The organism is Massilia sp. Root418, assembly GCF_001425265.1.
Classification (GTDB): domain Bacteria; phylum Pseudomonadota; class Gammaproteobacteria; order Burkholderiales; family Burkholderiaceae_D; genus Rugamonas.
The window spans coordinates 128,030-142,531 of sequence record NZ_LMEC01000021.1 but is presented as its reverse complement, the minus strand read 5'-3'; the positions used below and the strand labels follow the sequence as shown (position 1 = coordinate 142,531).

Sequence of the window (14,502 nt, the reverse complement as noted above, 5' to 3'; positions counted from 1 at the left end):
ACACTTCATTCAAGGAGCAGACCATGTTCAAGACGATTTCCACCCTGGCCCTGGCCGCTGCGGTCGCAGCGCCCGCCACGGCATCGGAGCAATGGCAGGCCAGCTGGTATGCGGCGCCGCAGCCGGGCTGGGACGCGGGCTTCGCGCTGCCGACCAATATGCCGGCTGGCTTGCAGGATCAGACCGTGCGGGAGACGTTGCGTCTCAGCGCGGGCGGGCAGCGCGTGCGGGTGGTGCTGTCGAACCGCTACGGCCTGGAGCCGCTGGTGATCGGGGAGGCGCGGCTGGCGCGGGTCCGGACCGGCGCTACGGAGGGCGCGCTGTTGTCCTTCGGCGGCAAGCGCTCGGTGACGGTGGCGCCAGGCCGGCAGGCGGTCAGCGATGCGCTCGATTTCAGCGTGCAGCCGCTTGAGCGGCTCAGCGTATCGACTTATTTCCCGCGGCGTGCGGTCCCGTCCACCTTCCACTGGGGCGCGCAGCAGACCGGCTATATCGCCGCCGGCAACCAGACCGCCGCGCGTGAACTCTCAGGAGCCGAAGCGCTGCACGGGCGTGTGTTCCTGAGCGCGGTGCATGTGAGCGGCGGCACGGCAGCGGCGGGCGCAGGCACCGTGCCCGGCACCGTGGTCACGCTGGGCGACTCGATCACGGACGGCAATGGCTCCACCCCGGACCAGGACCGCCGCTGGCCGGACTACCTGGCGGCACTGGCGGCAGCGCGCGGCATGGGCGTGGCGAACGCGGGGATCTCCGGGGCGCGCGTGCTGGCGGACCGCATGGGCGAACGGGCGGCGGCGCGCTTTGAGCAGGACGTGCTGGCGCAACCCGGCGCGCGCAGCGTGATTATCGCGCTGGGCATCAACGATATCGGCTGGCCCGGCAGCGCGTTTGCGCCGCACGACCCGGCTATGGAAGCGGAGACGCTGATCGCCGGCTACCGCAAGCTGATCGACCGCGCCAGGGAGCGCAAGCTGAGGGTGATCGGGGCGACCATGGCGCCGTTCGAGAACGCGCTGCAAGGCACGCCGCTGTCGGACCATTACAGTCCCGCCAAGGATGCGGTGCGGCGCAAGGTGAACGACTGGATACGCGCTAGCGGCGCCTTTGATGCGGTGGTGGACTTCGACGCCGTGCTGCGCGATCCGGCGCATCCCTCGCGCCTGCTGCCCGCCTTCGACTCCGGCGACCACCTGCACCCTGGCGACGCCGGCTACGAAGCGATGGCCAAGGCTGCGTATGACGTGCTCGGCACGCCGTAACCCGCCGGCGCGATGGTCCATGGCGGCTCGCGGCGGGTTACGCTGCGCTAACCCGCCCTACGGCCTGCGGTCCGAGCAGCAGCGCCATGCCGGGCGATTGGCGCCATTGCAGAGCCGCCGCCACCCTGCCTCATCAAGCTAATCTACATAATCGGAGGTGATCAATACCTCGCGAACTTCGCCACGCTCGAATTTCACTCTTAGACTGTTGCCATCACATGCGCTGCTGAACTCATGTCCCGCCCAATGATCCCTTAAGAGGATCGATAGGAAAACGTCCTTTTTCCTGATTTCGCTGTCGAAGTGATCCTTGCTGAACCTGGCCGACAGGATGATTTTCTTTTTTCCCCGTACCGCAAATTTGACTTCCAAGGACCTGCCCAGGTACGAATTGACGTTGCTCTCGCCAGTATTCGGCTGCTCTTTCTCATCAAGCTGAGTCTCCACCTGATACAGGTGGGCACCAATAAAATTGCACACCGCTTGATATTGCGCTCGTGAGCCTTCCTCGCCGACGCATGGGGAGCAGATGAAGGTGGCTGCGGCAATCGATGCCATCATTTTTTTTATCACTTGTATTCCCTGCATGCCTTAGCGATGAAGATAGTATCAATTTAACATCTCCCCAGTGATGCCGCCATGATGCCAGCTCACCGGCAGCGGTTCACGGTTCCAGCAGCCGCGCCATGCCGCGCGACATGCTGATGCGCGAGGCGTGGGAGGGATGGCTGGCGATCAAGGGCTCGCCGTCTTCGGCTTCCGCCAGCTTGCGGTAGAAGCTGAGCATGGCAGATACCGGCCACCCTGCCCGGTGCGCGATCACCATGCCCAGTTGATCCGCCTCGCGCTCCTGCATGCGGGACAGCGAGGACAGGCGCAGTTGCAGGGACAGGTCGCTGTCGAGCCGCAGCATCACCACCTCCACCGGCACCAGCGGGCGGTACGCCAGCTGCGCTTCGGACAGGAACTCGCGCGTATGTTCGGCGATGGCGTGCGCCACTTCGTGCGCGAGCAGCACGGCCAGTTCGTCGTCCGTCAGGTCCAGGCGCCGCACGAAGTCCGCGCCGACCAGCAGCTTGCCGCCCGCCAGGCACACCGCGTCGATATCCGGCCCGGCGGCCAGGTGCACTTCCCACGCCCAGGACGCCGCCTCCGGCTTCAGCCCGACAGCGGCGGCAATCAGCTCGGCGCTCACGTAGCGCAAGCGGTGCAGCAGCGCGCGGTCCGCATCGAGCCTGCCGGCGGCGGCAAGGTCCACCACTTGCTCGATGTAGCGGTCCTCCATGTGCCGGCCGACTTCCTCCGCGCCAAAGCGCAGCTCCTGCCAGCGCCCGGAATCGGGCACCTGGGCCGGGGCGGCTTGCGGCAGGAAACAGGCGGCAAGCAGCACCGCAGAGCAGGCCGGATGGCGCATGGCAACCTCCCCACATTGGCATAAATCGTTTATACCAATATAGGAGAGCGCATGCGCCGCCGCAAGGCGGACTTACTTCGCGTGGTTGTTTTTGACGCGGACGTAGTGTTCGGCCGAATACTTCAGGTAGGCGATTTCTTCGTCGCTGAGCTTGCGCACGCGCTTGACCGGGCGGCCAACGTACAGGTAACCGCTTTCCAGCACCTTGCCGGGCGATACCAGGCTGCCCGCGCCGATCATGACGTGCTTTTTCACCACCACGTCGTCCATGACGATGGAGCCCATGCCGATCAGGCACTCGTCGCCGATCTCGCAGCCGTGCAGGATCACCGAGTGGCCGACGGTGACGTAGTTGCCGATCTTGAGCGGTGAGCCGTCCGGCTTGGCCGCGTTCTTGTGCGACACGTGGCCCATGGCGAAGTCCTGCACATTGCTGCACTCGCCGATGGTGATGCGGTTCACGTCCCCGCGCAGCACGGTGTTGCACCACACGGAGGAATCGCGGCCGATGCGCACGTCGCCGATCACTTGCGCGGTGTCGTGCAGGTAAACGCCCTCGCCCAGCTCGGGCGCGGTGTCGAGGTAGGAACTGACTGGCATGGTGCGCTTACCCTCAGCCCTTGTTGACCACCACCAGGCGCGGCTCGCCGGCGGCGTCGGCGCCGAAGCGCGCCCTGATGGAGGCGGCGATGCCGGCCGCATCCAGGCCCACGCTGGCCAGCAGCTTGGCCGGGTCGCCATGGTCGATGAACTTGTCCGGCAGGCCCAGCATCAGCACCGGCTTGACGATGCCTTCCTCGGCCAGCGCTTCCGCCACGGCCGAACCGGCGCCGCCCATGATGCAGCCCTCTTCCACCGTCACCAGGTAGTCGTGTTCGGCGGCCAGCTGCTTCACCAGCGCCACGTCCAGCGGCTTGACGAAGCGCATATTGGCCACGGTGGCGTCCAGCTGGGCGCCCGCCGCCACCGATGGCGCCACCATCGAACCGAAAGCCAGGATGGCGATCTTTTCGCCCTTGCGCTTGATCTCGCCCTTGCCGATTTCGATGGCCGACAGCGCCGGATCGATGGCCGCGCCGATGCCCGCGCCGCGCGGATAGCGGATCGCGGCAGGGCCCGGGTACTGGTAGCCGGTGGTGAGCATCTGGCGGCATTCGTTTTCGTCCGAGGCCGCCATCACCACCATGTTAGGAATGCAGCGCATGAACGCCAGGTCGTAATTGCCGGCGTGGGTGGCGCCGTCGGCACCCACCAGTCCCGCGCGGTCCAGCGCAAACGTCACGTCCAGGTTTTGCAGCGCCACGTCGTGGATCATCTGGTCGTAGCCGCGCTGCAGGAAGGTGGAGTAGATCGCCACCACCGGCTTGAGGCCTTCGCAGGCAAGGCCGGCGCCGAAGGTGACCGAGTGCTGCTCGGCGATGCCGACGTCGAAATAGCGGTCCGGGTATTCCTGCTCGAAGCGCACCATGCCCGAGCCTTCGCGCATGGCCGGCGTGATGCCCACCAGGCGCTTGTCGGCCTTGGCCATGTCGCACAGCCAGTTGCCGAACACTTCGGTGTAGGTGATCTTGCCGGCCGGGGCAGGCTTGATGCCTTCGGCCGGATTAAATTTCGGCGTGCCGTGGTACAGCACCGGCTCGGCCTCGGCCAGCTTATAGCCCTGGCCCTTCTTGGTCACCACGTGCAGGAACTGCGGGCCCTTGAGCTTCTTGATGTTTTCCAGCGTCGGGATCAGCGAATCGAGGTCGTGGCCGTCGATCGGGCCGATGTAATTGAAGCCGAACTCCTCGAACATGGTGGCCGGGACCACCATGCCCTTAGCGTGTTCCTCGAAACGCTTGGCCAGCTCCAGCACGGGGCCGGGCAGCACCTGCTTGCCGACGTTCTTGGCGGCCGCGTAGAACTGGCCCGACATCAGGCGCGCCAGGTAGCGGTTCAGCGCGCCCACCGGCGGCGAGATCGACATGTCGTTGTCGTTCAGGATCACCAGCAGGTTCACGTCGTCCTGCACGCCGGCGTTGTTGAGGGCCTCGAAGGCCATGCCGGCGGTCATGGAGCCGTCGCCGATGACGGCGATGGCGTGGCGGTGCTCGCCCTTGATCTTGGCCGCCTGCGCCATGCCCAGTGCGGCCGAAATCGAGGTCGAGGAGTGCGCCGTGCCGAAGGTGTCGTAGTCGCTTTCCACGCGGCGCGGGAAGCCCGAGATGCCGTCCAGCTGGCGCAGCGTATGCATCTTGTTGCGGCGGCCGGTCAGGATCTTGTGGGTGTAGGTCTGGTGGCCCACGTCCCACACGATGCGATCGTGCGGCGTGTTGAAGACGTAGTGCAACGCGACGGTCAGCTCCACCGTGCCCAGGTTGGACGACAGGTGGCCGCCGGTCTTGGACACGGAATCGAGCAGGTAGTTGCGCAGTTCGTGCGCCAGCGGCGTGAGCTGGGTGCGCGGCAGCTTGCGCAGGTCCGCCGGGTCATTGATATTGTCTAGCAAGTTCATTCTTATGCCTTCCGCTGCACGATCAGATCCGCGAGTTCGCGTAACCGCAGAGCTTTTTCTCCAAACGGCGCGAGCGCTGCGTGCGCGTCGAGCCGCAATTTTTCCGCCAGCGCGCGCGACGGTTCCAGGCCCAGGATGGACACATAGGTCGGCTTGTTGTCGGCCGCGTCCTTGCCGGCGGTTTTGCCCAGCGTGGCCGAATCGGCGGTGGCGTCCAGCACGTCGTCCACCACCTGGAAAGCCAGGCCGATGGCGCGCGCGTAATCGTCCAGGGCGGCCAGTTCGGCGCCGTCCAGGTCCTTGCCGGCCAGCGCGCCCAGCACCACGGACGCGCGCAGCAAGGCGCCCGTCTTGAGCTGGTGCATGCGTTCGAGCTGTTCCAGCGTCAGGCTGAGGCCCACGCTGTCCAGGTCGATGGCCTGGCCGCCGCACATGCCGGCCGAGCCGGACGCGTGCGCCAGCAGGCGCAGCATGGCCGCCAGGCGCGCCGGCGGCAGCGCTGCGCCGGCAGCGTCGGCCAGCACCAGGAAGGCCTGCGACTGCAGCGCGTCGCCGACCAGCAGCGCGGTGGCCTCGTCGTAGGCAACGTGCACGGTCGGCTTGCCGCGGCGCAGTGCGTCGTCGTCCATGCAGGGCATGTCGTCGTGCACCAGGGAATAGGCGTGGATCATTTCAACGGCGGCGGCGGCGCGGCTGAGCACAGCGGCGTCCGCGCCGAACAGCGCGCCGGCCGCGTACACCAGCAGCGGGCGCACGCGCTTGCCGCCGCCCAGCAGGGCGTAGCGCATGGCGTCATGCAGCTTGGCGGGCACGGCGCCGGCGGCAGGCAGGTATCCGCCCATGTCCTGCTCCATGCCGGCCTGGATGGTCTTCATCCAGTCGTGGAAGGCGCTCATGCCAGCTCCTCGGTGTCGTTGAACGGCTTGAGCATGCCGCCTTCCAGCACCTTGACCTGGGCTTCCACCTTGTCGAGCTGGCCGGCGCAGTATTTCACCAGTTCCGAACCGCGCGCGTAGGCCGCAACCGACGCTTCCAGCGGCAGCTGGCCCGCTTCCATTTGCGTTACCAGTTGCGCAAGCTCCGCCATCGCTTCCTCGAAGGAAGCGGGGGCCGGCAGCGCACTCGCGGATTCAGCATTCAATTTCTTAGACATATGCACTCAAATCGGTAAGGCCAGGCGGCGTTCGGGGGCCGCCAGCCCAGTGTAGCCCGTTATTTTAGATCAAACCAACCAATGCAGTGGAATTAACAGTCCAGCACAAGCGCCACCGGCACTTACACCGTTGCAAACAAGTCTACCCTGTCGGCGCGGCAATTGGGCGCAGGGGTGAATGATTCCTCAGGAAAGCCGGTCTAATATAGGCGTTTCACGGTATAATCTCCGGTTCTGTCCGAAATACCGTTTCAAAAATTGAATTCAGGTCTTTACGGATTCTGTCTCTTCTTGGTTTGCGGCACATTAATTAAGGGGGGTTGGGATGTCCGATCTGGCTACCCACGCCAAGCTAGCGCGCTCCAACGCGCAACTTCCGGTTAACGTCTATTTTGACGAAACGCTACTGCAGCGTGAAATGCAGCAACTGTTTAAGCCAGGCCCGCGCTATGTCGGGCATGAACTGATGGTGCCGAACGCCGGTGACTTTGCGACCCTTGTTTCCGAAAACGAAGGGCGCATGCTGGTGCGCAACGCCAATGGCCTTGAGCTCCTGTCCAACGTCTGCCGTCACCGCCAGGCGCTCATGTTCAATGGGCGCGGCAACAGCAATACCATCGTGTGCCCGCTGCACCGCTGGACCTATGACTTGAAGGGGGAGCTGATCGGCGCGCCGCACTTCCCCGAGACGCCCTGCCTGAACCTGCCCAAGACCGGGCTGCAAAGCTGGAACGGCCTGCTGTTCGAACAGAACGGCTACAACGTCATGGAAAAGCTCAAGCAGATGTCGGTCTCCAAGGACCTGGACTTCAGCGGCTATATGTTCGACCACGTGGAAGTGCACCAGTGCGACTACAACTGGAAGACCTTCATCGAGGTCTACCTGGAGGACTACCACGTCGAGCCCTTCCACCCCGGCCTGGGCGGCTTCGTCAACTGTGAAGACCTGCGCTGGGAATTCGGCGCCGACTACAGCGTGCAGACCGTGGGCGTAAACCGCAGCCTGCGCAAGTCCGGCTCGCCGGTCTACCAGAAATGGCACGAGCAGGTGCTCAAGTTCCGCGGCGGCGAGCCGCCGGAATTCGGCGCCATCTGGCTCACGCTGTACCCCAACATCATGGTCGAGTGGTATCCGCACGTGCTGGTGGTGTCCACCCTGTGGCCGGACGGCCCGCAGAAGACCCGCAACGTGGTGGAGTTCTACTATCCCGAGGAAATCGTGCTGTTCGAGCGCGACTTTGTCGACGCCGAGCGCGCGGCCTACATGGAAACCTGCGTGGAGGACGATGAAATCGCCCTGCGCATGGACGCCGGCCGCAAGATCCTGATGCAGCGCGGCGAAACCGACGCCGGGCCCTACCAGTCGCCGATGGAAGACGGCATGCAGCACTTCCACGAGTGGTACCGCAGTAAAGTAGCCTTGTAACCCAGCCGCCAGGGCGGCAGAAACAGGAATGTAATGCAATCGCTTTGGATGTTGTTCGCCAGTTTCATGTTCGCCGCCATGGGCGTTTGCGTGAAACTGGCCTCGGAAATCTACACTACCTCCGAGATTGTGCTGTGCCGGGGCGTGATCGGGGTTTCAGTCCTGTTCTGCATGATCCGCCTCCAGGGCGGCAGCTTCAAGACCACCATGCCGCTGGCCCACCTGTGGCGCGGCTTCATTGGCGTGGTCTCCCTCTGGCTGTGGTTCTACGCCATCGCCAACCTGCCCCTGGCCACCGCCATGACGCTGAACTACATGGCGCCCATCTGGATCGCGCTATGGCTGTTCATGCACGGCTGGTGGCACGCCAAGAACCGCGTCGAGTGGCCACTGATCCTGGCCGTGTTCATGAGCTTTGTCGGCGTCACGCTGCTGCTGCAGCCGGCCTTCGATTCCAACCAGTTCCGTCCCGCGCTGGTGGCGCTGATCTCCAGCATGCTGTCGGCCATGGCCTATATGCAGGTGCGCAAGCTGGGCCTGGCCGGCGAGCCCGAATACCGCGTGGTGTTCTATTTCTCGATCGGCAACCTGCTGGCCGGCGTGGGCGGCAATATCCTGGAAGCGGGCGCCGGGCCGGTGGTCTGGCATGCGGTCGACACGTGGTATAAATTCTTCCTGCTGCTGGGGATCGGCCTGTCCGCCACCGCCGCCCAGATGGCCATGACGCGCGCCTACCGGGTCGGCAAGACGCTGGTGGTGGCCAACCTGCAGTACACCGGCATCGTGTTTTCCAGCTTCTGGGGCGTGGTGGTGTTCAGCGATTCCTTCGACTGGCACAGCTGGCTGGGCATTGCCGTCATTCTCGCCTCCGGCGTGGCCGCAACGTTTTACAATACCCGCAGTACGGAGCGCGGCAAGGCCATTGCCACCACCGATCCGATCGCCAGCGAAGTGTAAAAAACCAGTAGAGGAGCGCCATGCACACCACCCTGATCAACGCCGCCGACCTCGCGCAGCACCTGACCGACCCGGACTGGGTCATCCTGGACTGCCGCCATGACCTGATGAATCCGAACGCGGGCCGCGACGGCTACGCCATCGGCCACATCCAGAACGCGCAGTTCGCCAGCATCGACGACGACCTGTCCGGCGCCAAGGCAGCGCCGGGTGCGCAGTTCACGGGCCGCCATCCGCTGCCCGAGCGCGGCGCGCTGATCGACACGCTGCGTGGCTGGGGCATCAACGACAACACGCAAGTGGTGGCCTACGACGCGCACGGCGGCATGTTCGCGGCGCGTGTGTGGTGGCTGCTGCGCTGGATCGGCCACCCGGCCGTAGCGGTGCTGGACGGCGGCCTGGCCGCGTGGCAGTCGCAGGGCCTGCCGCTGGTGACGCCGGTGGCGCAGCGCGCGCGCGGCCACATCACCGAGCGCCCCAGCCTGGCGCATACCGCGAGTGTGGCGGACGTGGTGGAAAATCTGAGCACCCACCGCCGCACCGTGCTGGACGCACGCGCGCCGGACCGTTTCCGCGGCGAGAACGAAACCATCGATCCGGTGGGCGGCCATATCCCGGGCGCCAAAAACCGCTTCTTCAAGGACAACCTGCTGCCGGACGGGCGCTTCAAGCCGGGACCGCAGCTGAAGCAGGAATTCGCGCCGCTGCTGAGCAACCCGGGCACCGCCATCATGCAATGCGGCTCGGGCGTCACGGCCTGCCACAACCTGCTGGCAATGGAAGTGGCGGGCCTGCACGGCGCCTCGCTGTACCCCGGTTCCTGGAGCGAATGGTGCGCCAACCCGGCCCGCCCGGTCGCCACCGGCGCCTGATCAGTCCCGCTGGCGCCACGGGCTCGGCTAGCAGGGTTTCACGGATGCTGTCTTCAGTCTCGTCGAACCCGTCCCGCTGAACGAAATACAGGGTTTCCAGGGGCGTGCGCTCGCACAGTTCCGCCAGGCGCCCAAGGCCGGCGCGCGCGGTTTGCGCGGCCACAAGGCGGCCTGGCGGCGCTTAGTGGCGGTGGGCGGTGAGGAACAGCACGATCGCCACGCCGGCGGCGATCAGCAGCACCTGGGGGATGGTTTCGCGCAGCGTGGCGCGGCGCTGCATCTGCGGCATCAGGTCGCTCACGGCGATGTAGATGAAGCCCGACGAGGCGAACACCAGCACGTAGGGAATCAGGTTGCTGGCCTGGTCCAGCGTGTAGTAGCCCAGCAGGCCGCCGGCGATCGCCATCATGCTGCACAGCAGATTGTAGACATAGGCCCGCGTGCGCGAGAAGCCCGCGTTGAGCAGCACGATGAAGTCGCCGATCTCCTGCGGGATCTCGTGCGCGATGATGGCCAGGCCGGTCACCAGGCCCAGGCCCGGGTCGGCCAGGAAGGCCGCCGCGATCAGGATGCCGTCGGTGAAGTTGTGCATGCCGTCGCCCACCAGGATCATCCAGCCCGCCTTGCCCGCCTCGCGCTTGTCGTGCCCATGGTGGTGGTGGTGGCCGTCGTGCTCGTGGTGGTGCGAATGGCGCAGGATGGCCAGCTTTTCCAGCATGAAGAAAGCCAGCAGCCCGCCCAGCAGGGTGGCAAACAGGGTGCGCGGGTCGGCACTCGACTCGAACGCTTCCGGCAGCGCGTGCAGCAGCGACGTGGACAGCATGATGCCCACCGACAGGCTGACCATGCGCTCGACCACCTTGGACAGCAGGGTAAACGAGAAGATGGCCGCGGCCGTCAGGCTGATCACGCCGCCGATAGTGGTGGCCAGCAGGATGGAGATGAGTGTGGAATCGATTTTATTGCCTCTTGAGCACTGCCTGGGAACGCAGCCGGGGCCCGGCGCCTGCCGCGTTCCGCGCCTGGATGCCGGCGCAAACCGGGCATTTTACCGCCCGGCCCGATTTTCTGCTCAGTTATGCAACGCCATTGGCCTTGAACCAGGCCACGGCGCGCGCAAAACCGTCCTTGGCGTCGGCTTCGTTGTAGCTGGGACGGTAGTCGGCGTGGAAGGCGTGGCCCGAGTTGGGGTAGACCACGATGGTGGACTTGGTGTTGCCGGCCGCCGCCAGCGCCGCCTTCAGCTTGTCCAGCGATTCCACCGGGATGCCGGTGTCCTTGGCGCCGTACAGGCCCAGTATGGGAGCCTTGATCTTGTCGGCCACGTCGATCGGATGCACGGGGCTGATGGCGCTTTTCTCGCCCACCACGCGGCCATACCAGGCCACGCCGGCCTTCACGTTCGGGTTGTGCGCGGCGTACAGCCAGGTCTGACGGCCGCCCCAGCAGAAGCCGGTGACGCCCAGCTTGTCCGTGTTGCCGCCGTTGGCCTTGGCCCAGGCCACCACGGCGTCCAGGTCGGCCAGCACTTCGCTGTCCGGCGTCTTGCCGACGATGTTCTTCATCAGCTCGGCCTGCGACGGCGCCTTGGTGGCGTCGCCCTGGCGCACGAACAGGTCCGGCGCCAGCGCCAGGTAGCCCAGCTTGGCGAAGCGGCGCGCCACATCGGCGATATGCTCGTGCACGCCGAAGATTTCGGAGATCACCAGGATCACGGGCAGGCCGGTCTTGCCGGCCGGCTGGGCGCGGTAGACCGGCACGGCGGTGCCGTTCACGGTGACCGTGACGGTGCCGGCGGTCAGGCCCTCGGTGTCGGTCTTGACGACGTTCTGCGCCATCACCGGCAGCGCGGCGGCAGCGAAGCCGGTGCCCAGCGCCACTTTCAGGAAATCGCGGCGGGGTACGCCGTCGTTCAGGTGTTTTTCGTTCAGGCTTGCCGCGTCGTTCAACAAATCTTTCATCTGTTTCCCTCCAGTGGTTACGTCACAGTGTGCGGCGGACCACGGCGGGTTACGGCTGCGCCTAACCCGCCCTACGGCCCCCTGTTGCGGCGGCGGACCGTAGGGCGGGTTAGCGCGCAGCGCGTAACCCGCCGTCAGTGCGCCTCCTCCCAATTCTTGCCCACGCCGACCTCCGCCAGCAGCGGCACCTTCAGCTGCGCCACGCCGGCCATCAGCTGCGGCAGCTTTTCGCGCACCAGCGCCAGCTCGTCGTCCGGCACCTCCAGCACCAGTTCGTCGTGCACCTGCATGATCATGCGGGTTTTCAGGCCGTCCTGCTCCAGCCAGTCCTGCACCGCGATCATGGCCAGCTTGATCAGGTCGGCCGCCGTGCCCTGCATCGGCGCGTTGATCGCCGCGCGCTCGGCGCCCTGGCGGCGCGGGCCGTTCGGCGAATTGATCTCGGGCAGCCACAGGCGGCGGCCGAACACGGTCTCCACGTAGCCCTTGGCCTTGGCCTGCAGGCGGGTGTCGTCCATATAGGCCTTCACGCCGGAGAAGCGCGCGAAGTAGCGGTCGATATAGTTCTGCGCGGCGGTGCGGTCGATGCCCAGGTTGGCGGCCAGGCCGAAGGCGCTCATGCCGTAGATCAGGCCGAAGTTGATCACCTTGGCGTAGCGCCGCTGCTCGCTGGTGACTTCGGCCGGCGCCACGCCGAAGATCTCGGCGGCGGTGGCGCGGTGGATGTCCTCGCCTTCGGCGAACGCGCGCAGCATGTTCTCGTCTTCCGAGATGTGCGCCATGATGCGCAGCTCGATCTGCGAATAGTCGGCCGAGACGATATGGCTGCCAGGCGGCGCCACGAAGGCTTCGCGGATGCGGCGCCCTTCGGCCGTGCGGATCGGGATGTTCTGCAGGTTCGGGTCGTTGGAGGCCAGGCGGCCCGTCACCGCCACCGCCTGCGCGTAATTGGTGTGCACGCGGCCGGTGGCCTTGTTGATCATCAGCGGCAGCTTGTCGGTGTAGGTGGACTTCAGCTTGGCCATGCCGCGGTATTCCAGCAGCACTTTCGGCAGCGGATAATCCTCGGCCAGCTTTTGCAGCACTTCCTCGTCGGTGGAGGGGGCGCCGCTGGGGGTCTTTTTCACCACCGGCAGCTTCAGCTTCTCGAAGAAGATTTCGCCGATCTGCTTGGGCGAGCCGAGGTTGAAGGGCTGCTCGGCCAGCTCGTGCGCCTTGGCTTCCAGCTCGACGATGCGCGCGCCCAGTTCCTCGGACTGCGTCTTGAGCAGGGCCGCGTCGATCATCACGCCGTTGCGCTCGATCTTCTGCAGCACGATGGCGGTCGGCAGCTCGATCTTGCTGTAGATGTGGGTCAGCTTGTCGTCGGACGAGACGTTGCCGTGCATGGCCAGGTGCAGGCGCAGCGTGATGTCGGCGTCTTCCGCCGCGTACTCGGTGGCACGGCCGATTTCCACCTGGTCGAAGGTGATCTGCTTGGCGCCCTTGCCGCACACGTCCACGAAGGGAATCGTGGTGTGGTTCAGGTGGCGCAGGGCCAGGCTGTCCATGTCATGGGTGCGGTGCGATTCAAACACGTAGGACTGCAGCAGCGTGTCGTGCACGATGCCGCGCAGCGCCACGCCGTGGTTGGCGAAGATGTGCGCGTCGTACTTCAGGTTCTGGCCGACCTTGGGCTTGGAACCGTCCTCCAGCCAGGGCTTGAGCTTCTCCAGCACCAGTTCGCGGCTCAGCTGCTCCGGCACGCCCTGGTAGCGGTGCGCCACCGGGATGTAGCAGGCCTGGCCCGGCTCGGTGGCCAGCGAGATGCCCACCATTTCCGCCGTCATCGGCTCCAGCGAGGTGGTTTCGGTGTCCACCGCCGTCAGTTCGGCCGCTTCGATACGGGCAATCCAGCGGTCCAGGTCCGCCTCGGTGAGCACGGTTTCGTAGCTGACGCTGGCCGGTGCGGCGGCAAACAAGTCCCCATTCGCACCGCCGGCGGCGATCGCGCCCGACGGCGCGCCCGCTGCGCCTGCGCCGGTGGCTGCGGACGGCGCGCCCGCCCCGCCGGCGCCGATGGGCGCAGCCGGCGTCAGGCCGCCCAGTTCGCGCAGCAGCGTCTTGAAGCCGTACTTCGAGAAGAAGGCCAGCAGTGATTCCTTGTCCTCGCCGCGCGCCACCAGGGTTTCCGAGATCGACATCATGTGCGCGCTCAGGTCGCAGTCGGTCTTCACGGTGATCAGCTCGCGGCCCTTCGGCAGCCAGGGCAGCGCGGCGCGCAGGTTCTCGCCGACCGCGCCGGTGATCTTGTCCGCGTTGGCCATCACGCCGTCCAGGCTATCGTAGGCGGTAAGCCACTTGAGCGCGGTTTTCGGGCCGCACTTGGCCACGCCAGGCACGTTGTCGACCGTGTCGCCGATCAGGGTCAGGTAATCGATGATGCGGTTGGGCGGCACGCCGAACTTGGCCAGCACGCCCGGCTCGTCCATCTTCTCGTTGGTCATGGTGTTGATCAGCATGACGTGCGGGTTGACCAGCTGGGCCAGATCCTTGTCGCCGGTGGACACCACCACGTCCAGGCCCGCCTTCACCGCGTCCACGCACAAGGTGCCGATCACGTCGTCCGCCTCCACGCCCTCCACCATCAGGATGGGCCAGCCCATGGCGCGCACCGCCTCGTGGATGGGCTCGATCTGCAGGCGCAGGTCGTCCGGCATGGAGGCGCGCGTGGCCTTGTATTCCGGATACATATCGTCGCGGAAGGTCTTGCCCTTGGCGTCGAACACGCAGGCAATGTAGGCGGCGGGGAAATCGGCGCGCAGGCGGCGCAGCATGTTGACCATGCCGTGCATGGCACCGGTCGGATGGCCGTCCGGGCTGCGCAGGTCGGGCAGCGCGTGGAAGGCTCGGTAGAGGTAGCTGGAACCGTCAACCAGCAGCAGGGTCTTTTGCATATGAGAAAATTAAGCGTTGCGGCGTTATCA

General features: G+C 65.7%; 13 protein-coding genes. 4 read left to right on the top strand and 9 right to left on the bottom strand.

Features of this window, described 5'->3' with window-relative positions; translation table 11 throughout:
* The first annotated feature begins 23 nt into the window (after nt 1–23).
* Complete coding sequence (locus ASC94_RS18735) at nt 24–1,259, top strand: SGNH/GDSL hydrolase family protein (protein ID WP_056398545.1); 1,236 nt, start codon at nt 24–26, stop codon at nt 1,257–1,259.
* 138 nt (nt 1,260–1,397) lie between these two features.
* Here ASC94_RS18735 and ASC94_RS18730 read toward each other — a convergent pair whose 3' ends face one another.
* The 6 genes from ASC94_RS18730 to ASC94_RS18705 all read right to left on the bottom strand — a co-directional run bounded on the left by ASC94_RS18730 (nt 1,398) and on the right by ASC94_RS18705 (nt 6,320).
* Nucleotides 1,398–1,820, bottom strand: coding sequence for a hypothetical protein (locus tag ASC94_RS18730; RefSeq protein WP_157201515.1), 423 nt, complete (start codon nt 1,818–1,820; stop codon nt 1,398–1,400).
* 103 nt (nt 1,821–1,923) lie between these two features.
* Entirely contained in the window at nt 1,924–2,673 is a 750-nt protein-coding gene (locus tag ASC94_RS18725; protein ID WP_056398540.1) for a M48 family metalloprotease, read from the bottom strand.
* A gap of 72 nt (nt 2,674–2,745) precedes the next feature.
* Nucleotides 2,746–3,273: a gamma carbonic anhydrase family protein gene (locus ASC94_RS18720; protein WP_056398537.1), complete on the bottom strand. Its 528-nt coding sequence runs from the start codon at nt 3,271–3,273 to the stop codon at nt 2,746–2,748.
* A gap of 13 nt (nt 3,274–3,286) precedes the next feature.
* Nucleotides 3,287–5,167 (bottom strand): 1-deoxy-D-xylulose-5-phosphate synthase, encoded by a 1,881-nt coding sequence (gene dxs / locus ASC94_RS18715; protein WP_056398535.1) that lies wholly within the window; start codon nt 5,165–5,167, stop codon nt 3,287–3,289.
* 2 nt (nt 5,168–5,169) lie between these two features.
* Complete coding sequence (locus ASC94_RS18710; RefSeq protein WP_056398532.1) at nt 5,170–6,063, bottom strand: polyprenyl synthetase family protein; 894 nt, start codon at nt 6,061–6,063, stop codon at nt 5,170–5,172.
* On the bottom strand, nt 6,060–6,320 hold the full coding sequence (locus ASC94_RS18705; protein WP_056398529.1) for an exodeoxyribonuclease VII small subunit: 261 nt from the start codon (nt 6,318–6,320) through the stop codon (nt 6,060–6,062). The genes ASC94_RS18710 and ASC94_RS18705 overlap by 4 nt, the downstream gene beginning before the upstream one ends.
* Before the next feature lie 325 nt (nt 6,321–6,645).
* Here ASC94_RS18705 and ASC94_RS18700 point away from each other — a divergent pair, with 325 nt between their 5' ends.
* The 3 genes from ASC94_RS18700 to ASC94_RS18690 are packed head-to-tail and all read left to right on the top strand — an operon-like array spanning nt 6,646 to nt 9,575.
* A complete protein-coding gene (locus ASC94_RS18700; protein WP_056398526.1) occupies nt 6,646–7,746 on the top strand; it encodes an aromatic ring-hydroxylating dioxygenase subunit alpha in 1,101 nt (366 codons plus the stop codon).
* 33 nt (nt 7,747–7,779) lie between these two features.
* On the top strand, nt 7,780–8,703 hold the full coding sequence (locus ASC94_RS18695) for a DMT family transporter (protein ID WP_056398523.1): 924 nt from the start codon (nt 7,780–7,782) through the stop codon (nt 8,701–8,703).
* A 20-nt stretch (nt 8,704–8,723) separates the two neighbouring features.
* Nucleotides 8,724–9,575 (top strand): sulfurtransferase, encoded by an 852-nt coding sequence (locus tag ASC94_RS18690; RefSeq protein ID WP_056398521.1) that lies wholly within the window; start codon nt 8,724–8,726, stop codon nt 9,573–9,575.
* Between the two features lie 181 nt (nt 9,576–9,756).
* Here the strand turns inward: ASC94_RS18690 and ASC94_RS18685 are convergent, their stop codons facing one another.
* From ASC94_RS18685 to polA, 3 genes are all read right to left on the bottom strand, one after another.
* Entirely contained in the window at nt 9,757–10,509 is a 753-nt protein-coding gene (locus ASC94_RS18685) for a ZIP family metal transporter (RefSeq protein ID WP_056398517.1), read from the bottom strand.
* 142 nt (nt 10,510–10,651) lie between these two features.
* Nucleotides 10,652–11,536: a dienelactone hydrolase family protein gene (locus ASC94_RS18680; RefSeq protein WP_056398514.1), complete on the bottom strand. Its 885-nt coding sequence runs from the start codon at nt 11,534–11,536 to the stop codon at nt 10,652–10,654.
* Between the two features lie 134 nt (nt 11,537–11,670).
* A complete protein-coding gene (gene polA / locus ASC94_RS18675) occupies nt 11,671–14,472 on the bottom strand; it encodes a DNA polymerase I (RefSeq protein WP_056398512.1) in 2,802 nt (933 codons plus the stop codon).
* Nucleotides 14,473–14,502: the final 30 nt, after the last annotated feature.